The organism is Pseudodesulfovibrio profundus (assembly GCF_900217235.1).
Taxonomy (GTDB): domain Bacteria; phylum Desulfobacterota; class Desulfovibrionia; order Desulfovibrionales; family Desulfovibrionaceae; genus Pseudodesulfovibrio; species Pseudodesulfovibrio profundus.
On record NZ_LT907975.1, the window covers coordinates 1,340,231 to 1,364,874 of the forward strand.

The following is a 24,644-nucleotide window of genomic DNA, read 5'->3' on the forward strand; positions in this document are numbered from 1 at the left end:
TCCGCGGCCGGTAATATATCTTCATACCCTGATCATTTTCCAATTTGTTATCTCAGGCTCTACAGTATCATTTGGTCCGAATGATGCCTTCATACGCATCGACCATGGCACTCAGCGAGTATCGCTCAAGGACGAATTCACGCGCAGTTGAACCGAGCTGCTCTCGCAGCGGGGCATCGTCAGCCAATTGCTGCATGGCCCGTGCGCACTCCTCATCGCTTCTACCTTCAAGCAGTATTCCTGTAGTCTCGGATACCACATCCTCCAGCGCCCCGACATTGACGGAGACAACCGGCAATGCAGCGCTCATGGCTTCCAGCACGGATAACGGCAGCCCTTCATTGGCCGAAGTGATGGCGTAGAGGTCCATGGCGCATAATATCCCGGGCACATCACTCACTACACCGGTAAAGTGACAGCGGTCATTGATGCCAAGCGCAACTGCCAAGTGCTTTAACTCATCACGGAGACTGCCGTCACCGGCAATGAGCAAATGACATTCGCTGCCATCTTTCATGCTGACCAAGGCAAAGGAATGGAGAAGAAGCGGGAGGTCTTTGACCGGTTCGAGCCGAGCACAGGTGCCTATGACAACCGCGTCTTCAGGGATACCAAGCGATTGCCGTACTGTGCGCTTACGGTCGGCATCGGGTGAAAACCGCTCAGTATCCACCCCATTGGGGATGACCATAAATTTATCTGCCGCTCCGGGCATATGACGCAGGAACCACTGATTGATTTCATCCGACACAAAGCAGAATCGCTGAACGAATGGAGCCAGTTTCGACAAGCGGTTCACCAGCCCGGGCTGTGCAGCGTATGAATGGGAATCGTGCTCCACATGGATAAGCCGCTTGCGCAGAAGCACTGCAGCCGGAAGCGAATGAAACAACTGACGGTAGTGATGGGTCATGATCACGTTGCACTGTTCCCGCATGGCGATCCGCCCCACCCGCAGCATAACATCGGGCCGAACGCCGTAGCGTTGATCCAGATTGTATGCCGTGCACTCGTTCTCGGCCAACCGTTCGCGCAAGGGACCATCTTCGCCAAGCCCGCACACAACGTTGTCGATACCGCGCTGTCTGAACGCACCGACCAGAGTGCTGACCAGCGACTCGGAGCCGCCGATGCGCAGGGAATCCACAACATGCAGAACTTTCACCTTGGCCGCAGAATCAGAATCGGGACCATCGCTCATATTCGATGACGCGACGCCCCATACGTCCTTATTGCCGGTCAGATAATTGCGCCATGCCGTGACAATGGCCAGATTGAGCAGAAAGAGCGTCGCAAGTATCCTGAACGGCTTGGCATCAATGGAGTAGTGCCACGACGCGGCCGCCGCGCCCCACCCTATAACCTGTAACAACCCGAACCAGAAACAGATGCCACCGGCCAACAAGCTGGAGACACAGCACAGCAGGAAGAACAGCGGCAGGAAGAGCCGTAAAATCTTGTGGGACAGGAATCGCCACCATATGGGATTGGCAAAAGGATGGAACAGTCGCGGCTCCAGATCAAACAACTGGAGGTTGCCGTAGAGCGTTCTGATCTTCCGTGCCAGCTCGCCCTTCTTGTCCGCCTTCTTGGTATCGACGGCAAGCGCTTCCGGCTCAAAGAGCACCCGGTAGCCGCTGAGCACTGCACGCATGGGAATCAGAACATCATCAAGGATCGTTCCTTCAGGCAGAGGCTCAAAGCACGCCTTGCGCAGGGCGTAGATGGCGCCGGTCACACCGACCACCGATCCACTGGCCGATTCATCAGCCCGAAGTTTGACCTCGATATCCCAGTAGGCTCCCAGTCCTTGTCCTGCGGCTTCTCCTCCAGTGGGATCGATGATCAGACGACCGGAGACCGCGCCCACATTCTCATCAGCAAAATATCGTACCAGCTTGCGAGCGACATCCGGGGCAAAGGTCTGGCGAGCGTCGCACATGAGGAGCAGATTGTGTGTGGCCGCAGCCACGCCCAGATTCAGCGCATGGGCTTTCCCTCTGGGGTCATTGTAATGGACCAGCCTCACGTTGCGATCTGCATACCCTTCCACTATTTTCGGCGTCCCATCCTGAGAGCCATCCGACACGACCACGATTTCCAGCAGTTCAGCCGGATAATCCATGGACAGCAGGTTATCGATTCGGCCTCCGATATTGGCCTCCTCATCCTTGGCGCACAGGACAATCGTCAATGGCTGGGGATCGCCGGAGTTGTCCACTGCCCGTTTGCGAGCAGAGGCCAACCGCGACATGAGCAGCGGATAACCGACCAAAGTATATCCAAGAAGAATAAGCGAAAGCAGCAGAACAATAACCATTTGTCAGTACTCCGAAAATTGAGCAGGCCGGATATCAGCGACCGGGGGCCAGCAGCTTGTTGTACAGGGCTTCCAGTTGGGAAACGCGCACTTGTGGCGTGAAATGATTCAGGGTGATTTCGCGCCCCGCCTCACCCATGCGTTTCATGGCTTCCGGGTCATCGAGCATTCGATTTATGGCCTGGGCAAAGGCTTCGGGCTGCTCGCTCGGGGTCAGGTAGCCGGTCTCCCCATCCTTGACCAGTTCGGGAATACCGCCCACATCCGTGGTCACCATGGGGAGGCCATAGGACATTCCTTCAAGAGCCACATACGGCAACCCTTCACTCAAGGAAGGCATGACCAGCAGGTCCGTGGCCGCATAAAACGGCGGCATGCTGCCCTGATACCCAGTGAAAATTACGACATCTTCCAAACCGGCTGCCGCCACCTGCTGTTCCAGTTTTTCCCGGTCCGGCCCGTCGCCAACGAGCATGGCCCGTACCTTGGGATGGCGCTCCAGTATCATGGGCAGCGCGTCGATGAAGTCCTTGTGCCCTTTTTCCGGGCTGAGTCGGCCGACCACCGTCAGCAGGGTCTCGTCTGCCTTGACGCCGAACTGCTCCCGCACATTCGACGTTTCCACTGCGTTTTCGTCCACAGGCTCGATGGCGTTGTATATGACCACTGCGCGCTCGGCAGCCTTGGGAGCCAGTCGTTCGCGCACCGACTTGGAGACCGCGACAACGGTATCGGCGTGGGGCAGCAGCAGCTTATCCAACGAGTGATAGAACCGGACCTTCGCATTCTCCGTGGTCCATCCGTGTGCATAGGCCACCCACGGCAGGCCGGTGAAGAGCTTGAGGAAAAAACAGACCACATGGCTTTTATACTCGTTCGACTCAAGGATATTGAACCCGTTCTCCTTGACGTATCGATAGCTCTTGTAAATGAGTGTCGGATCATACACGTGCTTTTGCAGAAAGGTTTCCACATGCACGCCCGTCTGTTTGATGGAAGTGTGAAACTCTGTTTCCTCGTTGCCGTCCTGGCTGTCCACCCCGACTTCCACATCAGCGATATCCAGCCCGCCGGATTCAAAGAACTGAACCAGCCCCTTGCCCGGACCGCCGAGGATTCTGGTTGCTATGAACATGAATATTTTGGGACGCACCATATAAATCGACCTCACTTCCGACCTGAGCTGTCAGGCAATGCGGATGAAATTATCTGGGAGAGGGTTTCCGCCTTGGCGCTCCAGGCTTCAGACTGGAGAAACCGCATGAGCGATTCTGTATCTCGCGGCTCATGCAACGCAGCTTCCACACTGGAGATAAAGGATTCAGCGGAGTCTGCCACGTGTATCCAGTCGCTAAGTCGAACAGCCTCGGGCAACGGCGTACTGACGACGGGAACACCGGTTGCCAGATACTCCTTGAGCTTGAGCGGATTAATACTCATGGACAGTTCATTGAGGATGTAGGGGATGATCGCCACATCAAATCCCGCGGCATAGAACGGCAGCTCGTCGTAAGGGACCGGCCCGATATGATGAAAATTGGGAAACCGTTCCAACGACTCCAGCGACACACGCGCGTTGCCGATAAAGACCATGGTCCAGTCGGGTTTGGCTGCGAGCACATCGACCAGCATGGCCTGATCGGTCCGCTCATCGATCAATCCGTAATAGCCGAGGACCGGGGACGGATAGTTGATACGGACGTCTGCACCCGTCACCTGTTGCGCCGAAGCAAAGTGTTCCACATCCACCCCGTGGGTCAGCAGATGGGTGGCCGGATTAAGCGGTTTTTTCATCTCCACCAAACGGTCGGACACGGCAACAACCACGTCTGCCTTGCGCACCAGATCAAGCTCCAGTTCCTGAAGCATTTCCTTGGCCGCACCGGGCCACTCCGCGTAGTCATCCATGCAGTAATACACGCATAAGGATTCGCCCAGGTCGCCCACATAGTCGGCCACCAGCGGCACTGCTGTCACCAGAATCGGATCACGAAAACCCAGTTCTCGCGAGGCGGCATGGACGGCGGAAATGACGTTCTGCCGATTGATTCGCCGGATCGGAGCGATGTCGTTATACGGGATCATCAGTGGAGAGATGACATTGAGATGTTTCGGTATCTCCACCGGATTGGCGGTTTTTGGTTTGACCCATGAGAGAATTTTCCCGGCTGCCCGCTTGATGTCATACAGGCTGAGCTTGGGGCGACGCATGCCGATGGTGTTGACCCAGAGAATCCGGTTGGCCTCCAGCAACTGCGTCATGAGGTGCTGACAACTGGACGGATGCCGGCCCCATTCATTGGCGAAAACGATGATATCCTTGCCCTGCAACATACCGACCTACGCCTCATCCAGACGTCTGACGACCTTGGCCGGGCTTCCGGCCGCAATGCACATGGGCGGCAGATCGCCAGTCACGGTACTGTTGGCCCCGACGATTGTTCCCTCACCAATGGTAACACCGGCAAGAACAGTGACGCCGGTCGCGAGCCATACGTCATCTTCCAGAATGATGTCGCCCACCTGATCGTCCGTTTCCGGCAAACCGGCGGCGCGGTCCTTTCGATCAATCGGATGGCCCGGGTATCCGGCCAGCATCACGCGTGGTGCAAGCCGGACATTGTCGCCCAGCACGACCCTGGTTCCCACGGAAATCTGGTTCTGCCAGCCGATGTCGCAATTATTGCCTACAATGAGCTGAGGCGTCTGCGAGGCCGAGGCCCGGCCACTGAATGTCGTGACGCCTGACACACGGCAATCATCCCCCATTTCTATGGACAGATTGCCCATGATCAAGGGCATACCGGTGTAGAGGTGCAGTCGTGCAGGGCTGTTCTGGCAGCAACTCTTGAATAGCGGCAGGAAATAGCAGCGTTGCACAAGGAGGGTAAAAAAGGAAACCACGCCTTTGTGCACCATATAGATGGGCTTCCATACCGATTTGGGCGCAGGCATCTCAAATCGCGTCAAGCTACGGTAGACTGCGTAGGCAAAACGAGCCAGCGGCGTTTCCCTATTTTTAACGTATTGGCGAAAGTTCATACATTCAACTCTCTGAAAAAAATAACTTTTATCATTAAAAACACCCATCGACCCTTGAGGGTGATTGTTCCAGTTCAATACTATTAAGACACTTCCGCTCCAACAGCCGCCACTACTGAAACTTCATTTCTGTCTGCCACTCCCCCACGCCGTTTAAACCAATAGAGCGTATTATCCCGGCAGTATCCGTGGTTCATTAGCACGCATCCGGCGCATATGCCAGACTGCTTTGCATGAAACCCACAGGTTTTTCCCATCCTTAACCGTGTCAGCGCCTTTGCTCACGACCATCAGGCACGGACAGAGCGGGGAATACCGAAGAGCATACCACCGTAGGGAACCCGGGTCACAAGCAGTGAAAGAGCAAGACTGACCACCATCACCCCAAGCACAGTGACAAGAAAAGCTGCCATCGGTTCCGCAATGACCAAAGCGACAACCATGGAAATAAATCGAAGGACGATAGGGGTGTGAAGCAGATATATGCCCATGGTGTTTTGTCCGACAATGCGCAGCAACCTGGATTCACGACTGAATTCAGAAAAGAGCACAAAGAACAGGATGAGGTAGAAAAAGGCCGTCCACCAATGGTTCCCCGGTAATGTCACCTTCATGACTGAACTGGCGACAAACAGTATGGCAACCGGCAGAACCCACCGACGAAAATCGGTCTGTGTCCGAAGTCTGGACATGACCATACCAAGGGCAAAGAATTGCAGTCCGAAAATGGCATGCAGTACCGGCTCCTGTCCCTCCATTGCCAGCAGGCTGTGAAATGGCAACAGCGCTTCCACATTCACCGTGTTATAAAACACAATGAGCGCAATCGTCGCGGCGATGGAAAGAAGAAGCGAAGCGTCATGAAAGAGGAGCCTGACAAGCGGCAATGCTGCCCTGATCAAAAATAGCGACAGGAGAAAATACATCTGCGGCGCATACACGGACATGTACACACGGGCCGCGACCTGTTGCGGCTCCTGCCCAAGGACGAGATGAGCCGACAGAAACCCGGCCACCTCCAGTACATAACGCGCCACCGTATAGAAAATCGAAAAGAGCACCCACGGAATCAGGAGACGCACCGCACTCTTGCGAATGTACGGGCCATACGCCACCGGCTTAACATCAAGTTGCATGGACAGCAGAAACCCATCCACGAAAAAGAAGACAGGCACCGCAATAGGCAGCACCCAGAACAACACCCAGTCCAGTTGCAGGGGGGACATGGCAGGGACATACCCCACGGCATGAATGCAGACGACCATGACAATAGCCACGGCCCGCATCTGATCAAGATATTCTATTCGTTCTCCTGCCATTTCGTTTCACCTTGTACAACGTATTCAATTACATATACAATACCTTTGATTGATTTGAAACAGAAACCGACAGAAGGTGAACGCGTGGAAGAGAAAGGTGCTTTCCCCTTTGGACATCACGGTGAAAATGTGTTCTAAGTCCATAATTATCATTTTTAGTGTTAATAAATCGTATTCAATGGATAAAACCAGTTGAGTGCCGACCTATCCCTAGCAGAGACCGCCGTGAACAAACGTATTCTTTTTTATACCCCTATATTTCCCCCTGAATACAGCGGCGCAACGTTTCAGGCCATTGCACTAGCAAAGCAACTGCAAAGGAACGGGCACGACATCACCTTCCTGTGTCTTCGTGAAAGTGAGACACACCGGCCCCCTGGTGCCTTTGACACGCTGGGCCACGAGGGACTCAAGGTCATCGAGGTCCCCATTCAGAACTACCGGGAACCGTATACACTCAAAAAACATGGGGAACTGGTCCTTCGCCTCTTTCACATCCTATTTTCGCAGCGCAAGACATTCGACATCATCCACAGCCACAATTTCCAGTTTCCCTATGCGGCCCTCGGCGTGGCCGGACGACTCCTGCGCAAACCATCCTGCTGCAAGGTGACCATGTCCGCGGACCTCGACTACGAGAAGATCGGACGGGCCACCGGCTCCCTCTACAGCGTCATGACCCGCTCGTTCGACAGGGTGATCGGGATCAGCAGCGAGATAACCAGCACGCTCCGTCAGAAAGGGTTTGCGGACAGCACGATCGAATCCATACCCAATGGCGTGGACACTGATCGATTTCATCCCGTTGATCGCGACACAAAGCGTGAGATCAAACACTCCCTCGGACAGGACGACCGGCCTGTGGTTCTTTTCCTGGGCGGTATCACCTACCGCAAAGGCGTGGACGATCTGATGACCGTCTGGAAAACGGTTGCCGACCACAACCCCGAGGCCACGCTCCTCCTGCTCGGCCCCCGCTCTCTGGATGAAGGGGCCAGCGGCGATGCGTATTGCTATGATGAGGCGATGGATTTCATACGGGAGAATGATCTGGAAGAGCGCGTCCAGTTTCTTGGGCGCATCAACGACGTTCGTCCCTACCTCCAAAGCGCCGACCTACTGGTGTTGCCTTCCAAACTGGAAGGAATGCCCAATGTGGTGTTGGAGGCCATGGCCTGCGGCACTCCGTGCGTGGCCAACCGGGTCAGCGGCATAAATGACATCATCACCCCCGGCGAAAACGGGGAGATCATCGATTTCGATACCGACCATTTTTCCCGGGCCATCATCGATTTGCTCGACTCGTCCGACAAGCGCGACAAGTACGGGGCACATGCAGCGTCCACCATCAAGACACATTTCAGCCTGCGGGCCGTAGCCGAACAATACGCTCGACTCTACGACGCCATGCAGCAGCGATAACCCTCAGAGCAGAAAGACCATGGCTCAAAGCGGCAGCACCATAAAAAACGCAGGCATCTACGCCCTCGGACTCGTTCTCAGCAAACTGGTCGGGCTGGTGATGCTGCCCATTTACACACGGTACCTTTCGCCAGCCGATTACGCCCGCATCGAGTTGCTGCTCCTGACCACCGAACTGACAGCCCTGGTCATCGGCTTCGGCATCCGCCAATCCATCACCCGCTTCTATTATCGCTATACCGAAACAGACGACAGGCGCACTTTCCTGAGTACGGCCATCATCCTTTCCATCGGGCTGTACACCACGGCGAGCATTGTCGGCTTCTTCAATGCCGAGCGGTTGTCCGTCCTCATCTTTGAAGGGCTGCCCAAGGAAACCTACTCATTCAAACTGGTATTCCTGCTATTCTTTCTGGAGCCACTGAAGATCATCCCGCTGGTGCTGATTCGAGCACAGCAGCGGGCCAAATTGTTCGTCATGGTCAGTCTGGCAGAGCTCCTGCTACAAGTCGGTCTGAACGTCTATTTCATCATTTTCGCCGGGCAGGGATATGTCGGTATCCTCTACAGCAGCATCATCAGCATTTCCCTGATTTCGCTCTATCTGACCATCTACTATTTCCGCTTTTCCCGTTTCCGCTTTTCCTCAAGCATGGCAAGGGAAGTGCTCAAGTACGGCGCGCCCATCGTGCTGCTCAACCTCGGCAACTTCGTGCTGACCTTTTCCGATCGCTATTTCCTGAAAGCCTATGCAGGGCTGACCGAGGTGGGCATTTATTCACTGGGGTACAAACTGGCCTTCATCTACAGCACCCTCTCCTACCTGCCCCTCTTTTCGTCCTGGAATCCGAAACGATATGAACTGGCAGAAGACCCGACATTTCCGGAAACCAACAAAACGGTATTTACCAACGCCTCTCTGCTGTTCATCTTTTTTGCGCTGGGGATATCCGTGTTTTCCCGCGATTTCTTCCGCATCATCGCAGCACCGGAGTTCCATCCGGCGTACAAGGTCGTGCCAATCATCTTGCTGGCCTACGTCATTCAGGGATGGACCAGCCTCACGGATTTCGGCATCCACTATACCGGTAAAACCAAATGCCTCGCGCTGGTGGGTGTGGTCAGCTCCGCCGCCATTGTCGCGCTGAGTTTCGGCCTGATCCCGACCCTGCTGGGATACGGCGCAGCGCTGGCCACCGTGGCCGCCTTCCTGGTTCGCTTTTTCATGACCTACCACTACGCACAAAAATATTTACATCTTCCCTATGAATGGGGAAAAGTCATGACCATGCTCGGTCTTGCCGTCGTGGTCTACGGGCTCTCGTGGTTGGTCACTCTGGATAACGTCATCCTCTCGGCTGGATACAACAGCCTGCTGTGTACCGCCTATCTCGGATTGATCTGGTATTCTCCCATTTACGGCAATGAGGAAAAGTCAGCCCTGATCAGAACCGTTCGGCAGCAAATGCAGCGCTTTCGCCGACAAAAAGCCTAAGCCGACTGACCTTCGAGACTTGAAACAATAAAGGAACACCAATGCGCATTCTCAAGGAAAGCAGAATCCCGAACATCGTTTTCGTCATAGCGTTCAAGGTGCTGTTCATTCTCGGGAAGTACAACACCAAGCTTCGCGGCATCGCTTTTTTCCTGTTAGCCAATAAGCGCTTTCCGTCCCAGCGATTCAAGACTTTCAATGATGTGATCTACCGGCGCAAAATCGACCTGTGGGATATGGATTTGTCGCTCTATGCCGACAAGTTGCGTGTGCGTGATTTCGTGGCCGAGACCGTTGGGGAGGAATATATCGTTCCCATTCAAGGTGTGTATGATCACTGGACCGAGATTGACCCGGAGACTCTCACCTACCCGTGCGTGCTCAAAAGCAATCACGCCCAGGGGCAGGTCATTTTCCTCGACAGCCGTGATGACTTTACAAAGGACAAGCTCACAGCATCTGAGGAGTGGTTTGAACGCGATTATTTTCGATTCGGAGGCGAGCCGACCTATCGCGGCATCACGCCCAAACTGTACATCGAAGACAGAATCAACACGCCCGATGTGGATCTCAAAGACTACAAATTCCAATGTTTCGGTGGTGTCATCAAATCAGTCACCGTGGACATGGAGCGATTCTCCGGCCACAAGCGGTGCCACTATTCCCGTGAATGGGAGAAGCAGGACTATACCCTCGGGCTGGAGTTCTACCCCGGTGAAATCGAGCGTCCGGCAAACTATGAAACCATGGTCGAGATCGCCGAAAAGCTGGCGGCTCCGTTCAAGTACATCCGTATCGACCTCTACAATTTCGACGGGCGCATCTACTTCGGGGAAATGACCTTCTTTCACGGCAATGCCTGCTCGCAAAACAGCTCGGAATACTGGGATAAATGGCTGACGGACAACTATCTGGCCGTGGCTGACAACAAGGACCTCATCTAGACGCAGAGAGTCGTTACGGCACAGAGCCCGCAGCATGGCCTTTGCTGATGTCCTTTTCATTCACCAAGCGCTTGAGTTTCACTGACAAACTACAGTTCAGCTTAATCATCAAGCGATACTGTTCCACCTCGATTGCCAGTTCCTGAGCGGGAATCACCGGGCAAGGGCATCGTTATCCATGTATTGTCTTCCGAAGCATTGGAATACTGAAAGATACATCCTGCCGGGCCAAACGCTCTGTCCATATTTCCTCCACCCTCTTGATACAGGGGCTCAAATTCTCTATAATTCGACTAGTGTCAGATTTGCGCCCTTGTTTTCAGGAGCGGCGAGGAGGAAGAGGTGAGTCATTCAACCAATATTTCCATTGAGGCCTTACGGACCCCATTAAAACCTTACGCCACACCGGATCGTAATCGTGCTCTCTGGCAGATCGGGAACACATTTCTCCCCTATCTGGCTCTGTGGGGACTACTCATCTATCTGTTGAAGAACGAAGTCTCTTTTTTCGCAGTTATCCCGATTCTCATTTTGGCAGCTCTTTTTCTGGTTCGAATATTCATCATATTCCATGACTGCACGCATGGTTCGTTCTTCGCGTCACGCAGGGCCAATACCATACTGGGCTACATCTCGGGGTTTCTGACCTTCACACCATTCAGCTACTGGCAACGCAACCACCTAGTCCATCATGGCACCTATGCGAATCTGGATAAACGGGGAGTAGGCGACATGTGGACGCTGACCGTCAACGAGTACCGTGCACTCTCTCCAGCCAAACAACTGGCCTATCGCCTTTACCGTAATCCCCTTGTCTTCTTGGGAATTGGTCCGGGATATTCTTTTTTGATCACACAGCGGTTCCTGTATAGCTGGGAAGGGAAAAACGAGCGGTTCAGCGCCATGGTCACCAATGTGGTCATCGTGCTGATTGCTGTTCTGGCCACTCTGACAATCGGATTGAAGACATACCTGATGATTCAGGTCCCGATAATGTTAATCGCCGGGGCGTTCGGCGTATGGTTATTCTATGTGCAGCATCAGTTTGACGGCGTGTACTGGGCACACAAGGAGGAATGGGACCCTGCAAGAGCGGCCATGGACGGCAGTTCCTATTACCAACTCCCCAAGGTGCTCCAATGGTTCACCGGAAATATCGGCTATCATCACATCCACCACGTCTTGCCGAGAATCCCCAACTACAAACTGCAAACATGCTATGACACGATCCCCCAGATGCACAAAGACAACCCTTTAACATTGAAAAAAAGGTTCATCCGGCTAAAGCGTACTTCGCTTCGTGAATTCCCATGATCCTGAGCTTGAAGAACTCGGTATCCCGATATCCGTAGGCTTGTCGTTTCAGCGTCTTGATCTTGTTGTTGGTTCCCTCGATTGGGCCTGATGAGATGGGATGGTCGTAATAGGCAAGAATGCCGAAACGATACGAGGCAAGCGTCCTCGCCATGATCTGCAAAGGGCGTATCTCCGAGGCTTCGGCTCTGGCGATCCAGTCGTTGATGACTTTCTCTGCCGTCGCCTTGTTCGGCTGGGACCAGAGTTGCCGCAAATCCTCTTTCAGATAGTAGGCTGTCGCCAGAGGTTTGTTCAGCCGCAACGCTTCATCCAAGCGCTCCTTTTCATCACGGCTTTCATCCAGATTTTCGGGGTTTTTCAGAAGAATCCATCGAGTTCCTTTGACCGCTTTCCTTTCAAGTGGCGAGGTGAGTTCCCGAAAGAGCTGGCGGCGGATCTGCGTGATTTTCTCGTTCATCAGCTTGACCACATGAAACCGGTCAAACACGATAGCCGCATTCGGCAAGTTCTCCATGACAGCGCTGATGTAGCCTGCGTTCATGTCCGTCGCCACAGCCGCAATCTTGGCTTTTGTCTTCTTGAGACGTTCCCAAAACGGGGTAAGCGTTTCTCGACTTCGTCCTTCACCAACAAAGACGACTGCGCCACTTTCGAGGTCCATGACCAGCGTGAGGTACTTTTGCCCTTTACGGACGCTGATTTCGTCGATGGCGATATACTTGATCTTTCCCAGGCTGGGACTTGAGAAACGGCGAAACAGATAGCGCTTGAAGATTGATTTGATGGTGTCCCAACCGACGCCCAGCAGATCGGCAACATCCTGAATCGTCATCTTTTTTGCCAAGGCGAGAGCATATCGCTCAAAGGCTTTCGTATACCAGCGCCTGGACTCGGCGATCTGAATGTCGATCAAACGAATGACGCCGCAATTGCGACATCCTACCCGTTGGACGGGAATGACCAGCCAGACGGGCTTGAAACCGATGGGCACAGTCTGAACCCATCTTTCGGCAAAGCCGTGGCGAATGATGTTTCTGGAATGGCAGCAAGGACAACGAATCAAGTCATCCTTGGGCTGCACTTTCAGGATGATGTTGCCTGCGATGAAATCCTGCCGAACGTAGTCGTAGCCTCGCAGGCCGAACGCGTGGTAGATGAAACTCGTGGACATGGTGATTACTCCTCCCGCTGGTTGGTGATGCTTCCAACGGTTGGACGCCATGTCCTTTCATTTTGTCAAAAGTACGCTTTAGCCGGATGAACCGAAAAAAAGCCTTCGATCAATGAAACTGAAATTATGGGATGAGGACCAGTTGAAGCTTGTTGGTTTTACTTCCTTGCATGCTTGATTTTCCGCTCCAACAAGTTGTTGTTGATCACAAGACCTGAAAAAATGGCGCCCCCTCTACAGGGAGCGCCATTTGGTTGTTTATGAAAAACCGATTATTCGTACCCGTTAGGGTTCTTGGATTGCCAGTTCCAGGTATCGCGGACCATCTCTTCAAGGCCGAACTGTGCCTTCCAGCCCAGTTCCTTTTCGGCCTTGTCAGTGGAGGCGTAGTTGGTGCCAACATCACCGGGACGGCGCGCCACGATTTCATACGGCACTGAAACGCCGTTGATCTCTTCAAACGCCTTGATCATCTCCAGCACGGAACACCCATTGCCTGTGCCGATATTGTGTACAATATAGCCCGGCTCCTCTTCCAGCTTTCTCAGCGCTGCGACATGCCCCTTGGCAAGATCCACCACATGAATGAAGTCGCGAACACCGGTTCCGTCCGGGGTATCGTAGTCATTGCCGAACACCCGGAGTTTTTCGAGCCGCCCAACAGCAACCTGTGCGATGTACGGCATGAGGTTGTTGGGTATCCCTGCCGGATTCTCACCAATCAGCCCGGATGGGTGTGCACCGACCGGATTGAAGTACCGCAGGATGGAAACATTCCAGTCGTTTTCAGCATGGTGGAGGTCCTTGAGAATCTCCTCGATATATAACTTGGTACGCCCGTACGGATTATAGGCCGAGGTTGGGGTATCCTCATCTAGAGGCAGCTTGTCCGAGAAGCCATACACCGTGGCCGAAGAACTGAACACAACGTTCTTTCGACCAGTCCGCCCCATCACTTTGCACAGGTTGATCATGCTCAGCAGGTTGTTTTCATAGTACATGAGCGGCATTTCAACGGATTCGCCCACTGCCTTGTGACCGGCGAAATGAATGGCCGCGTCGATCTCTTCCTTGGCAAACAGTTCTTCCACCTGAGTGAGATCGCAAAAATCGACTTCGTGCGTGGGTATTTTCACGCCGGTGATCTGCTCCACGCGATCCATGGCTGTTGGCGAACTGTTGTTGAAATTGTCCGCACAGACGACTTCAAAACCTTCGGCGAGCAACTCCACACAGGTGTGGGTACCTATATATCCGGCGCCACCGGCGACCAGCACTTTTCGTATTTTCATTGCTATATCCTCCGTATAATCAGGCACTCGACCCTAGTGCGGCAAGTACTCGTGAATGACAGGGTAAAAATCGTTAACAAAACGGTCCATGGCATCAGTCCGACCATTATCTCTCGATTCCACGGGCATGGAAATACGGATGAAAGCGGCGTCCTTGCGCTGGGCTGACAGGGTATTCCAGACCTCGGCCAGCTTAAGGGAATATTCATCGTTCAACACATTCCCGCGTACCTGGAACCAATAATAAAAAGAAAGCGTGGTCGGCCCCTTGCTCATGACCGTATTGACGATATCAATGGTCCCCTTCTCTCCGGCCTGAACAGTGATAGCCTCGGTCGAGTCGAGATACCAACCGGCACCGGGCAGACAGTTACGGGGCGAATGAATGCCGCCGTCGCCCTGACGCCCGCCGTGGTAGCCCATGTAGAGGCTCACAACCTGCCCATTTGAATCGACATAGTTTCGTGACATGTAGTCAGTGGGACGCAGGACGTCCAGTATCTCTTGCGAAAACGTATCGGACCGACTCATGGTCCAGTCACCAACGACAAGAGGAAACTGACGCAACGGCTTTTCGAGAAACACGGGCTGCGGCTTGACGAAGTGAACATATGCCCCTGCCGCAATCAGGAGAACGCAGACAATGAGGATTCTAGAATTCATGACGCTTCTCCCCGATCTTCAGGATTGCACCGAGAATGGCCATCAGCACCATGGCCACGAAAAAGACCATGAATCCGGCAAATTCATGGAAGAAACCTTCGGCTGCCGCCCGTCCGTAATGCTTGGCAAGTATCCCGGTAAAGAAGACGCGCAGTATGTTGGTGAAGACAGCCACGGGCAAGGCGGAAAAGATGAGCAGCCACTTCTTCCATGTCTTCTTCTGGCTGATGTAGGCAAAGGCCACGCTGAGCGCGATGAGCGACATGAGCGAGCGCAGGCCGCTGCACGCGTCCGCCACTTCGAGCGTAACATTGGGCAGAACAATGATGTTGCCCTCACGCATCACGGGGTACCCGAGCACCAGCAGTCCCTTAACAGAAACCTTGGTCACCAGCAGCTTGAGCGGCATGGTCATGGAATCGTATATGATCGCCGGGATCGGCACCATGAGCAGCAGATACAGGATCGACAGCCGCATGGCCTTGAACGCCTCCCAACCAACCGAATAGATGACCGCACCGGCCAAAACAACGACCATGGACGTGCGCTGGGTGAAGTATTCGGAGGCAAGGCCGCCCAGAACAAGCTGGATCACACCGAGCAGGACAACGAGAAGTCCCCATCCGGCTGGCTTGGCAAGAGTGCGGGCAATCTCTTCGCGGGCGTTCCAGAAAAAGAACCCGGAGACCAGCGGCACCAGAAATCCGTGGGAATAGTTGTCATCAATGGACCATATCTCGACCATATACTTGATGATGTCGAAATAGACCAACCCCACGACACCAAAGAAGACGGCTACGTTCCATTTGTTCTTTTCAAACCATTGTAAAACAGTCACTCGTCCTCCGGGGGAATGCGATTATTCTCGATGGAATTCTGGCGACGCGTGCGAAGCATGAACTCGTAATGTAAGAGATCCGTAACTATTACCTATACCGTATATAAAAATTGGTTACAAGATAATATGGGTGTCAACTTGTTGAATATTCAGTTTTCAGCACTGCTTGTCCGACCTCCGAGTGGACCGGGCAGCCACCCTGAAATCCTTGTTTTAAACAGGGCGACTTGTCATCCAGCCCCATTCCTTATACGTTGCTGAACCTCTAACCATCTATCAAGCGACCACACACTCACATGAAAGGATTCTTCATCACAGGCACCGACACAGGTGTCGGCAAGACGGTTGTCACCTCGGGCCTGTTGTTCAGGCTGTGCGACGGTGGACATAAATCCCTGGCAATCAAGCCGGTTCAGACGGGATGCATTGATCGCAGCGGTACCCTGATCGCCGAGGACGAAGCCGAATATGCGCGGCTGAATGCCCCCCATTTTCCTGAAGGATACCCGGACGCCTGTATCAAGAAGTACAAGGACGCCTGCTCGCCGCATCGGGCGGCGGCGATCTCCGGCGAGCAGATCTGCATCGACGAATTGACCCGTAGGACCCGACAGATGGCTGAGGCCTACGACGCGGTATTGGTGGAAGGCGCCGGTGGCGTGGCTGTTCCTCTTGATGATCAGCACACCACGCTCGAACTCATGCGCCGGCTCGACCTGCCGGTGATCATCGTGGCCGACAACAAGCTCGGCATGATCAACCACACGCTGATGACCATTGATGCCATCCGTAACCGCGGCCTTGAGGTAGCCGGTGTCATTGTCAACAACACCACACCGCCCTCAAGCGAAGACGAAGCCCTCCGCGCCGACAATGTGACGACCATCGCCCGCCACGGCGACGTAGCCATTCTGGCCGACATCCCATACACCGCCGACCCAGAGCAAAGGGATACGGTTCTCATCAAGGCCCTGCGCGAGGCCGTCCGTCTGCTTTCCACGGAAGAACCGCAGGATACGGCCATGGATTTTGACAAGGCTCACCTGTGGCATCCTTATACTTCGGCCACCAATCCCCTGCCCACGGTCAGGGCCTCGACAACCCGGGGCACCACCATTGTTCTGGATGACGGCACCGAGTTGATCGACGGCATGGCCTCGTGGTGGTGCGCCATTCACGGATACGGCAACCCGGTCCTTGAGCAGGCCCTTCGCACCCAGTGCGGACGCATGAGCCACGTGATGTTCGGCGGCCTGACCCATGATCCGGCCATTGATCTCGGGCGCAAGCTTGTGGACATGACCCCGGCAGGGCTGGAGCACGTTTTTCTGGCTGACTCCGGATCCGTAAGCGTGGAGGTCGCCATCAAGCTCGCCATGCAATACATGCAGGCAAGCGGCCAGAAGGAGAGGACAAAGCTCTTCACGGTTCGCGGCGGGTACCACGGCGACACCTGTGGCGCCATGTCTGTCTGTGACCCGGATGGCGGCATGCATCATTTGTTCGCCAACCTGTTGCCCAAACAGATTTTCGCCCCGCGCCCCACTTGTCGTTTCGATACACCCTATGATCCGGCCCCATTGAATGAAGCTACCGACCTGCTCAAGAAGCACAGTCATGAAATCGCGGCGATCATTGTCGAGCCCATTGTTCAGGGAGCCGGGGGGATGTGGTTTTATCATCCCGAATATCTGGCCGGACTTCGGGCGCTGGCGGATGAACACGGCGTGCTTCTGATCCTGGATGAAATCGCCACCGGTTTCGGGCGCACAGGCAAGATGTTCGCCTGCGATTGGGCAGACATCACCCCGGATATCATGTGCGTGGGCAAGGCGTTGTCCGGCGGCATGATGACCCTGGCCGCCACCCTCGCCACGGCAAAGGTGGCCCGAACCATCTCCGCTGACGGCGGCGTGCTCATGCATGGCCCGACCTTCATGGGCAACCCACTGGCCTGCGCCGTTGCGAACGCCAGCCTCGATCTACTGTCACGATCCGACTGGCAAGCGCGAACAGCCGATATCGAGCAATGGCTGTCGAACGCTCTCGCCCCCTGCCGCGAACTCCCTGACGTCAAGGATGTCCGCACGCTCGGTGCCATCGGTGTTGTCGAGATGGAATGCCCTGTGGATGTTCCGGCGCTGCAGGAATTTTTCATTGCAAACGGCATATGGCTGCGTCCCTTCGGCAAGCTCATCTACGCCATGCCGCCCTACATCATTTCAAAAGAAGAAGTGGACACCATCGGAGAAGTGGTATTCGAGGCTGTCCGCCAACAAATCCATACCAGAGGATAACCCAATGACCCTGCTCCTGATCTATTGCGGCCTGTTCCTGCTCATCGGCATCTATGAGTACATCAAACGGAAGGATTTTGAAGAATTCGTGGTGGCAGGTCGTCGTTACGGCGCCGGGGTTGTGGGGATTTCCATTGTGGCGTCCTGCGTGGGTGCATCGGCGACCATCGGCATGACAGGGCTGGCTTTCACGTCAGGCACCCCGGCTTTCTGGTGGCTCGGTTCCGGTGCGGTGGGGCTGCTGGTTCTCAGTACGGTTCTGGCACGCAAGGTGCGACGCAGCAACGTCTTCACCCTGCCGGACATGGCAGAGAAGTTCATTTCCCCGGCAGCACGCAAGACCATGGCCCTGATCATCATCCCGGCATGGACAGCCATTCTGGCGGCCCAGTATGTGGCAGCGGCCAAGGTGACCGTATCCCTGTCAGGCATGGAGTACTCCACGGCACTGGCCGCCTGCGCCCTGTTCATCATCGCCTACACTCTGCTCGGCGGACAGAACTCCATTTTGAAAAGTGACGCGGTCCAGTACGGCATGGTGGCCGCCGGTCTGCTCATGGCGCTCTATTACACCGGCAGCGCCTCGACCGTTTCCCTGTCGGACATCCCCGTGGAGTTCGTCAACAGCGATTTCACGCTCTCGAAATGGTCCTATTTCATGATCATCATCGGCGGTAGTTACGTGGTCTGCCCCATGCTGTTCGGGCGACTGTTCTCGGCGCGTGACGAGCAAAAGGCCAAGCAGGGCGCACTGCTTTCGGTGGCGCTCATCGCCCTGTCAGCCGTGGTCATCGTCTGCATCGGTCTGTACGCCCGCGGGCTGGCTCCGGCCGGAACCAACGGGGAATCCATCCTCACACAGGTGGTACCGTCGGTCATGCCGGAATGGGCCGGTTTGGTGCTGCTTTTCGCGCTGCTCTCGACCATCATTTCGTCGGCGGATTCCTGCCTCATCACCGCTGCCACGGTTTTTGAACACGATATCATCGGCGGCACCAGCGTGGGCCGTTGTCGCCTGCTGATGATCTGCCTCGGACTGGGAGCGGTGTACATCGCCCACTCCGGCGGCTCCATCCTCTCTCTGCTGCTCGCGGCCAACGATATCTATGTATGCGGCGTGGTTGCCCCCATGACGGTTGCCATTCTCGCCTACGGCAAACGAATCCTCGATGACCGCATCATGCTAGCAGCCATCGTATGCGGCGGCATCTGCGGCATCATCGCCGCATCCACGGGCTTGAAAATCTACAGCTACGCAGGCATCGGTTTCTCCCTCACCCTCTCACTGGCCGCCCTGTTCAAGCCGCGACTGGCAACGCAGTCATAATTCTACTTAGTAACAACCCACAATGCTTTCAGTGGTCCAACAAAGCGGCCCCACTTCTGTTGCGAGGCCGATGGCGAACGAAGCCAGCTTGCTTGTGTGCTTTAAAATAACACAATATTAAAGGGAGGCGCTTTTCACAGGAGGCTCCTTTTGGTTGCCTGTTGCTTGGTCCTCAAAGCACTCTTGGCTTCATCTTTTTCGCTTGATGAAGAGCCGGGTAGGTTTACAGGAGCTTTTTTTTGAGAGCGAGAAACGTGGTAAAAAAGCAAAAGATCTGCCAAAAGTGCCAAAGCCAACAATAGTATGACCGACATTGGGGAAAGTTCGCCTCCCAGCAGGTAGAACAACCCCAGGCAGGCCACGTTCAACAACGAGGTTGGGATTCGTGAAAAAACGACACGCAACATGTTGGATACCACTCCTCTACTGAGAAACCGCTTTCAGGGGTGACATTCAGGCTCTCAATATCAATGCTTAAATGGATTAGACACAGCAGGCAGCCCTATCCCATAAAAGGCCTTCCTAGATGGACTGGATGGATTTGAAAAATCTGAAATAGGCCAAGGCAAGCTCTTTTCTATACCAAAGCTTTTGTACTGATCATGGGTCATTTCTACCCAAATACTCTCAACAACAATTTTTTCCCCAACAACATCAAAGACATTGGAAGGAGTAACCCTTACAATAGACTGGACATTTTTAATATCCCGAAATGATATCAATACAGGCTCTAAGCGACCTTTAAGCTCATACTGCCCTGGCAAAAAAGCAGGCCACTGCTCCTTAGCACCTCGGGACAATTCAGCCGCGAGCCATGGAAGCTCTTTTAGGGTTTGAACCCCATAAGTATCATTGGGGAGAAGTGGCCTCGGAAAACTGGACCACTCGATAAGGTGGACATAAACTGCCCGAAGGAGGCAATTCATGTCCAAGACGAGAAAACGTTTCAGCGCGGAATTCAAAGCCCGAGTCGCCCTGGATGCCCTGTCCGGGGAACACACCCTGTCGGAACTCGCCAGCAAGTACGGCGTACACCCCAATCAGGTTTCCCAGTGGAAGAAGCAGGCCAAGGAAGGGATCGTGGCGTCCTTTTCAGGCAAGGCCGTCGGCCGTCAGGATAACGGGGCCCAGATCAAGGAGCTTCACGCCAAGATTGGCCAGCTCACGGTGGAGAAGGATTTTTTGCAACAAGCCTTCGCCAAAATTTGAGCTGTGAGCGAAGGCGAGAGGTGGTCGACAAGACTCACCCCGAGCTCAGTATCCGGCGGCAATGCCGAATTCTCAAGCTGTACCGATCGACGTACTACTACGAACCGATCGGCGAATCTCCGGCCAACCTGGCCCTTATGCGCCGAATCGATGAGTTGTTTATGGAGCTGCCGTTTTTCGGTTCCAGACAGATGCGTAATACCCTACGAGACGAAGGGCAAAGGGTCGGTCGTGAACGGGTACGACGTCTGATGCGTAAAATGGGCCTGATGGCGATTTACCAAAAGCCAAAGACAAGCCATCCGCATCCGCAACATAAGACGTATCCGTATTTGCTGCGGCACAAGGCGATTACGAAGCCCAATCAGGTTTGGTGTGCCGACATCACGTATATCCCCATGACACGCGGCTTCTTATACCTTGTGGCGGTCATGGACTGGCACAGTCGGGCCGTCCTGTCGTGGAGGCTCTCAAACACGATGGATGCTGATTTCTGCGTGTCTGCCTTGGAAGAAGCCCTGAATCGTTATGGGGTGCCGGAAATCTTCAACACCGACCAGGGATCACAGTTCACCAGCTACGAGTTCACACGGACGCTCAGAGAGGCTGGAATTCGTATCTCCATGGACGGTCGAGGCCGATGGATGGATAATGTGATGATCGAGCGTCTGTGGCGTTCGTTGAAATATGAATGTGCTTACCTGCGTGAGATGGGAACCGGAAGCGAACTGCGGCAAGCCTTGGCTTGGTGGTTCGATTTCTACAACAATCGACGTCCGCATTTTGCTTTTGACGGCAAGAAGCCGATGGAGATATATCAGAACCGTTCCAGGCCAGAGGGGGTACCCCCTCTGGCCTGGAACGAAAGAGCGGCGTAGCTCGTAAACGTGTCCACCTTAAAATCGTCGCTCAGTGGTCCGAAGAACCGAGGCTGCGCTTTCCCCCGAAATTCGGACCACCGGTTAAGGTGGAGTCAGCGTCCTTAAACCGATAAGGAAGGACGCATGACAAAGAGCAGCAAAAGACGGAAACATTCGGACAAGTTTAAGGCCAAGGTCGCACTTGAGGCGATTCGTGGCGTGAAGACGCTTGCGCAACTGGCTGCGGAGTACAAAGTGCACCCCAATCAGATTTCCACGTGGAAGCGGCAGCTCCTTGAGAATGTCGATGACATCTTTTCCAGTGGCAAGAAAGCCAAAAGCCAGGAGGAGATAACCGCACCGTTATTTGAGGAGATCGGTCGGCTCAAGATGGACATCAAGTGGCTTGAAAAAAAGTTGTAAGCCTGCCGCTTGAGGTGCGCCGCCAGTGGATCAAACCAGATCGGGAGTATTCCATCCGGCGGCAATGCAAGTTGGCAGGCATTTCCCGTTCGGGATTTTACTACAAGCCTGTAGCCGAATCCGATGAAAATTTGGCCCTGATGCGTCTGATCGACGAGCAGTACCTGCGTCAGCCTGATTACGGCTCGCCGCGCATGACAGATTGGCTGAGGACACAAGGGCATCAGGTCAACCACAAGCGGGTTGAGCGACTGATGCAGATGATGGGCTTGCAGGCCATTACTCCAGGGCCGCATACGAGTGTCCCCAACCCGGAGCATCCCGTGTTTCCTTATCTGCTGAAAGGAGTTGCCATTGAACGAAAAAATCAAGTCTGGAGCGCTGATATCACCTACATCCCCATGCAGCGCGGCTTTCTGTACCTGGTGGCAGTGATAGACTGGTGGAGCCGCTTCGTGCTGGCTTGGGAGCTATCGAACTCGATGGATAGTTCTTTCTGCGTGGATGCGCTCAACAAGGCTTTGCGCATCTCTACGCCGGAGGTGTTCAACACGGACCAGGGAGCGCAGTTCACGAGTCGTGAATTTACCGGAGTTCTGCAGAGCAAGGGAATTGCAATCAGCATGGACGGCAAAGGTCGCGCAATCGACAACGTCTTCATTGAGCGGCTGTGGTGGACGGTGAAATATGAGGATATTTACCCCAGGGCGTACTGTGATGGGATCGAGCTATACCATGGGCTTACGCGCTATTTTCGGTACTACAACGAGGAGCGCGGTCATTCGTCGTTGGACAAAAGAACTCCCGCTGACGTATACAGGGGCAACTTGAATGTTCATTGACTTGGCTCGTAGCCGTTGCTCCGCTCCGCCCTCGGCCCTTCGGGCCGCCCCTACGGGGACGGGCTACGCTCCACAACGGCTATGGCGACCCGCCTCCTCGGAGGCACAAACTCGGACGCCGGGCTCCACCTTAAAAAGACCGATCAGTGGTCCAAAGGATGGGGGGAGGCGCACATATTATCAGGCTGATTTATATAATGATGAATCTGCAAATCCAGATGAATACCAACTTCAAACCGGTGATATCTTTGTTAAAGAAAATAAAAATGTTTATGTAATATGTAACGCTGAATGCGACCTTGCGTTCAATTCCCAAACAGGAAGAAAAAGAAAAGATGACTTGCCTATTCTTTTTGTTCCTGGAGATCTGAAATTGTATCAGGGAGTACCGCAAAGCCCTCTTGGTTTTATAAATATTGACAATGAAGATTATAGTGTTTTTCTGAATGAAAATCTCACCTTTTCAATGCCTTATAGTGAAGTCTCCGACTGGGCGAATAAGTGCAACTGTCAAAGGAAGTTTAGGCTAAAGACGAAGCATGCGTTGAATCTTCAAAAATCAGTATCGGAACAAATATTTAGGATAGGCTCCCACAAGACACCTCCAATATACAGAACCGTGTCTCTTGAATTGTACCATCGCGAAAAGATAGGCTCACATCTTTTTGTAAAATCGAGATTACCAAAACCTATTTCAGGAAGCTCTGTAACGTCAGGGAAAAAGATGGATAGGTACGACTTAAATATTGCATTTCCTAATATCTTGGATATTAGTGCGGCTATGGCAAACCACGCTAATGAACTAGTTCAAACCGCTATAGAAATTTACAAGACTGAAGATAAGCCAAAATGGTATAAACAGCGAATGGATTTATACGAATCTGTCAGTGATAATTTTAAAAATTTACATAAGTATTTTTTTAACACATCATTCAAAGCTTCTGGCGATAAAATCGATGAGCTCGTAACAACCGTTTGCTACAACGAATTTGAACCTAAAAGCATAAACGGCAATCACATGTTTGTATTGCTAATCAAAAACAATGATTAACGTCCGTCACATTCTAAGCCTATCCGGTGGCAAAGATAGTGCTGCATTAGCTGTATACTTGCGAGATAAGATTCCTGAAATGGAATACATCTTTCATGACACTGATAAAGAACTGCCCGAAACGTATGAGTATCTATATAAGCTAGAGGCCATTCTGGGAAAAAAGATAACCTACACCACCTCTGAACGTAGCTTCGACAAATGGCTTAAAGTCTTTGGCGGGATGATCCCATCCAACCATCGTCGGTGGTGTACCAAGATGCTCAAAATTCGGCCATTTGAAGACTATGTTGGCGATGACATCGTCATTAATTATGTTGGATTACGTGCGGATGAACGCCGCGATGGATATATTAGCCCCAAACCCAATATTACAGCCGTTCATCCCTTTAAAGAGGATGGTCTTGTTAAGGCTGACATTATCAATATCCTAGAAGAATCCGGTTTGGGTTTACCTGGTTATACCGAGTGGGGACGTTCTAGATCTGGCTGTTTTTTTTGTTTCTACCAGCAAAAAATCGAATGGGTACGACTTAAAGAAAAGCACCCAGACCTATTTGAACAGGCAAAGGCCTACGAATATGCGAACAACAAAAATGGGAACCCGTTTTATTGGAATAAAAATGAATCATTGGCGCAACTAGAGAAGCCAGCTCGCATGAAGCAAATTGTAAAGAACTGGGAAAAAAAGCAACTATTAAAGAAAAAAAACGCCGCGAATCAACCTCTTGCTCAAGTCCTCGGGGGACTAGGCCAACACGAAGAGCCTGAGCGTGAAGGTTGCCTTATTTGCGGCGTATAAAATTCGTTAG

The 24,644-nt window shown here is 53.3% G+C and carries 21 protein-coding genes; 10 read left to right on the forward strand and 11 right to left on the reverse strand.

Annotated elements, in window-relative coordinates:
- Nucleotides 1–67 precede the first annotated feature (67 nt).
- From DPRO_RS06495 to DPRO_RS06515, 5 genes are all read right to left on the reverse strand, one after another.
- Nucleotides 68–2,320 carry a glycosyltransferase gene (locus DPRO_RS06495; RefSeq protein ID WP_097011317.1) on the reverse strand — a complete coding sequence of 751 codons (2,253 nt, stop codon included), beginning with the start codon at nt 2,318–2,320 and terminating at the stop codon, nt 68–70.
- Nucleotides 2,321–2,354: 34 nt separating this feature from the next.
- On the reverse strand, nt 2,355–3,476 hold the full coding sequence (locus tag DPRO_RS06500) for a glycosyltransferase family 4 protein (protein ID WP_097011318.1): 1,122 nt from the start codon (nt 3,474–3,476) through the stop codon (nt 2,355–2,357).
- A gap of 11 nt (nt 3,477–3,487) precedes the next feature.
- Nucleotides 3,488–4,654 (reverse strand): glycosyltransferase, encoded by a 1,167-nt coding sequence (locus DPRO_RS06505; protein WP_097011319.1) that lies wholly within the window; start codon nt 4,652–4,654, stop codon nt 3,488–3,490.
- A 6-nt stretch (nt 4,655–4,660) separates the two neighbouring features.
- Entirely contained in the window at nt 4,661–5,275 is a 615-nt protein-coding gene (locus tag DPRO_RS06510; RefSeq protein WP_197706498.1) for an acyltransferase, read from the reverse strand.
- A gap of 377 nt (nt 5,276–5,652) precedes the next feature.
- Nucleotides 5,653–6,681 carry an acyltransferase gene (locus DPRO_RS06515; RefSeq protein ID WP_097011321.1) on the reverse strand — a complete coding sequence of 343 codons (1,029 nt, stop codon included), beginning with the start codon at nt 6,679–6,681 and terminating at the stop codon, nt 5,653–5,655.
- Between the two features lie 225 nt (nt 6,682–6,906).
- On the opposite strand from DPRO_RS06515, the gene DPRO_RS06520 reads away from it, so the two are divergent.
- The 4 genes from DPRO_RS06520 (at nt 6,907) to DPRO_RS06535 (ending at nt 11,856) form a co-directional block, all read left to right on the forward strand.
- The gene (locus DPRO_RS06520) at nt 6,907–8,103 is read left to right on the forward strand and encodes a glycosyltransferase family 4 protein (RefSeq protein ID WP_162291150.1); all 1,197 of its coding nucleotides are present in this window, start codon (nt 6,907–6,909) and stop codon (nt 8,101–8,103) included.
- A gap of 19 nt (nt 8,104–8,122) precedes the next feature.
- A complete protein-coding gene (locus tag DPRO_RS06525) occupies nt 8,123–9,598 on the forward strand; it encodes a lipopolysaccharide biosynthesis protein (RefSeq protein ID WP_097011323.1) in 1,476 nt (491 codons plus the stop codon).
- A 41-nt stretch (nt 9,599–9,639) separates the two neighbouring features.
- Nucleotides 9,640–10,542 carry an ATP-grasp fold amidoligase family protein gene (locus tag DPRO_RS06530; protein WP_097011324.1) on the forward strand — a complete coding sequence of 301 codons (903 nt, stop codon included), beginning with the start codon at nt 9,640–9,642 and terminating at the stop codon, nt 10,540–10,542.
- A 342-nt stretch (nt 10,543–10,884) separates the two neighbouring features.
- Nucleotides 10,885–11,856 carry a fatty acid desaturase gene (locus tag DPRO_RS06535; RefSeq protein ID WP_097011325.1) on the forward strand — a complete coding sequence of 324 codons (972 nt, stop codon included), beginning with the start codon at nt 10,885–10,887 and terminating at the stop codon, nt 11,854–11,856.
- Here the strand turns inward: DPRO_RS06535 and DPRO_RS06540 are convergent.
- The 4 genes from DPRO_RS06540 to xrtA all read right to left on the reverse strand — a co-directional run bounded on the left by DPRO_RS06540 (nt 11,816) and on the right by xrtA (nt 15,823).
- Nucleotides 11,816–13,030, reverse strand: a complete 1,215-nt coding sequence (locus tag DPRO_RS06540) for an ISL3 family transposase (RefSeq protein ID WP_097010316.1) — start codon at nt 13,028–13,030, stop codon at nt 11,816–11,818. The two genes, DPRO_RS06535 and DPRO_RS06540, sit on opposite strands and share 41 nt — an antisense overlap.
- Before the next feature lie 272 nt (nt 13,031–13,302).
- The gene (gene galE, locus DPRO_RS06545) at nt 13,303–14,322 is read right to left on the reverse strand and encodes a UDP-glucose 4-epimerase GalE (protein WP_097011326.1); all 1,020 of its coding nucleotides are present in this window, start codon (nt 14,320–14,322) and stop codon (nt 13,303–13,305) included.
- 33 nt (nt 14,323–14,355) lie between these two features.
- Complete coding sequence (locus DPRO_RS06550) at nt 14,356–14,985, reverse strand: exosortase C-terminal domain/associated protein EpsI (protein WP_097011327.1); 630 nt, start codon at nt 14,983–14,985, stop codon at nt 14,356–14,358.
- Nucleotides 14,975–15,823 (reverse strand): exosortase A, encoded by an 849-nt coding sequence (xrtA, locus tag DPRO_RS06555; RefSeq protein WP_232005724.1) that lies wholly within the window; start codon nt 15,821–15,823, stop codon nt 14,975–14,977. Before xrtA ends, DPRO_RS06550 begins: the two co-directional genes overlap by 11 nt.
- A 296-nt stretch (nt 15,824–16,119) precedes the next feature.
- Here xrtA and bioA point away from each other — a divergent pair, with 296 nt between their 5' ends.
- Together bioA and DPRO_RS06565 are read left to right on the forward strand one after the other, a co-directional pair.
- Nucleotides 16,120–18,120: an adenosylmethionine--8-amino-7-oxononanoate transaminase gene (gene bioA / locus DPRO_RS06560; protein WP_097011328.1), complete on the forward strand. Its 2,001-nt coding sequence runs from the start codon at nt 16,120–16,122 to the stop codon at nt 18,118–18,120.
- A gap of 4 nt (nt 18,121–18,124) precedes the next feature.
- Entirely contained in the window at nt 18,125–19,447 is a 1,323-nt protein-coding gene (locus tag DPRO_RS06565) for a sodium:solute symporter family protein (protein WP_097011329.1), read from the forward strand.
- A gap of 134 nt (nt 19,448–19,581) precedes the next feature.
- On the opposite strand, the gene DPRO_RS06570 is transcribed toward DPRO_RS06565, so the two are convergent.
- Complete coding sequence (locus DPRO_RS06570; RefSeq protein ID WP_097011330.1) at nt 19,582–19,854, reverse strand: hypothetical protein; 273 nt, start codon at nt 19,852–19,854, stop codon at nt 19,582–19,584.
- 60 nt (nt 19,855–19,914) lie between these two features.
- Nucleotides 19,915–20,373: a hypothetical protein gene (locus tag DPRO_RS06575; RefSeq protein ID WP_097011331.1), complete on the reverse strand. Its 459-nt coding sequence runs from the start codon at nt 20,371–20,373 to the stop codon at nt 19,915–19,917.
- Between DPRO_RS06575 and DPRO_RS06580 the strand changes: the two genes are divergently transcribed.
- The 4 genes from DPRO_RS06580 to DPRO_RS06595 all read left to right on the forward strand — a co-directional run bounded on the left by DPRO_RS06580 (nt 20,372) and on the right by DPRO_RS06595 (nt 24,634).
- A protein-coding gene (locus tag DPRO_RS06580; RefSeq protein ID WP_097010279.1) for an IS3 family transposase occupies nt 20,372–21,534 on the forward strand; the annotation gives its coding sequence in 2 pieces (ribosomal slippage) (nt 20,372–20,644 and nt 20,647–21,534; 1,161 coding nt in all). The genes DPRO_RS06575 and DPRO_RS06580 overlap by 2 nt on opposite strands.
- A 126-nt stretch (nt 21,535–21,660) precedes the next feature.
- Nucleotides 21,661–22,781, forward strand: a protein-coding gene (locus DPRO_RS06585) for an IS3 family transposase (RefSeq protein ID WP_407681385.1) whose coding sequence is annotated in 2 segments (ribosomal slippage) — nt 21,661–21,936 and nt 21,939–22,781 — 1,119 coding nt in all. Because the reading frame shifts where the segments join, the coding sequence is not laid out codon by codon here.
- Nucleotides 22,771–23,832, forward strand: coding sequence for a hypothetical protein (locus tag DPRO_RS06590; RefSeq protein ID WP_097011332.1), 1,062 nt, complete (start codon nt 22,771–22,773; stop codon nt 23,830–23,832). The genes DPRO_RS06585 and DPRO_RS06590 overlap by 11 nt, the downstream gene beginning before the upstream one ends.
- Complete coding sequence (locus DPRO_RS06595; protein ID WP_097011333.1) at nt 23,825–24,634, forward strand: phosphoadenosine phosphosulfate reductase family protein; 810 nt, start codon at nt 23,825–23,827, stop codon at nt 24,632–24,634. The genes DPRO_RS06590 and DPRO_RS06595 overlap by 8 nt, the downstream gene beginning before the upstream one ends.
- The last annotated feature ends 10 nt before the right edge of the window (nt 24,635–24,644 follow it).

What these genes read in the sequence shown, in the direction of transcription:
- DPRO_RS06505 (WP_097011319.1), bottom strand. Translation starts at nt 4,654, where the DNA reads ATGTTGCAGGGCAAGGATATCATCGTTTTCGCCAATGAATGGGGCCGG.
- galE (WP_097011326.1), bottom strand. Translation starts at nt 14,322, where the DNA reads ATGAAAATACGAAAAGTGCTGGTCGCCGGTGGCGCCGGATATATAGGT.
- DPRO_RS06510 (WP_197706498.1), bottom strand. Translation starts at nt 5,275, where the DNA reads ATGCCTGCGCCCAAATCGGTATGGAAGCCCATCTATATGGTGCACAAA.
- DPRO_RS06595 (WP_097011333.1), top strand. Translation starts at nt 23,825, where the DNA reads ATGATTAACGTCCGTCACATTCTAAGCCTATCCGGTGGCAAAGATAGT.
- DPRO_RS06495 (WP_097011317.1), bottom strand. Translation starts at nt 2,320, where the DNA reads ATGGTTATTGTTCTGCTGCTTTCGCTTATTCTTCTTGGATATACTTTG.
- DPRO_RS06525 (WP_097011323.1), top strand. Translation starts at nt 8,123, where the DNA reads ATGGCTCAAAGCGGCAGCACCATAAAAAACGCAGGCATCTACGCCCTC.
- bioA (WP_097011328.1), top strand. Translation starts at nt 16,120, where the DNA reads ATGAAAGGATTCTTCATCACAGGCACCGACACAGGTGTCGGCAAGACG.
- DPRO_RS06565 (WP_097011329.1), top strand. Translation starts at nt 18,125, where the DNA reads ATGACCCTGCTCCTGATCTATTGCGGCCTGTTCCTGCTCATCGGCATC.
- DPRO_RS06550 (WP_097011327.1), bottom strand. Translation starts at nt 14,985, where the DNA reads ATGAATTCTAGAATCCTCATTGTCTGCGTTCTCCTGATTGCGGCAGGG.
- DPRO_RS06540 (WP_097010316.1), bottom strand. Translation starts at nt 13,030, where the DNA reads ATGTCCACGAGTTTCATCTACCACGCGTTCGGCCTGCGAGGCTACGAC.
- DPRO_RS06500 (WP_097011318.1), bottom strand. Translation starts at nt 3,476, where the DNA reads ATGGTGCGTCCCAAAATATTCATGTTCATAGCAACCAGAATCCTCGGC.
- DPRO_RS06530 (WP_097011324.1), top strand. Translation starts at nt 9,640, where the DNA reads ATGCGCATTCTCAAGGAAAGCAGAATCCCGAACATCGTTTTCGTCATA.
- DPRO_RS06590 (WP_097011332.1), top strand. Translation starts at nt 22,771, where the DNA reads ATGTTCATTGACTTGGCTCGTAGCCGTTGCTCCGCTCCGCCCTCGGCC.
- DPRO_RS06570 (WP_097011330.1), bottom strand. Translation starts at nt 19,854, where the DNA reads ATGTTGCGTGTCGTTTTTTCACGAATCCCAACCTCGTTGTTGAACGTG.
- DPRO_RS06575 (WP_097011331.1), bottom strand. Translation starts at nt 20,373, where the DNA reads ATGAATTGCCTCCTTCGGGCAGTTTATGTCCACCTTATCGAGTGGTCC.
- DPRO_RS06515 (WP_097011321.1), bottom strand. Translation starts at nt 6,681, where the DNA reads ATGGCAGGAGAACGAATAGAATATCTTGATCAGATGCGGGCCGTGGCT.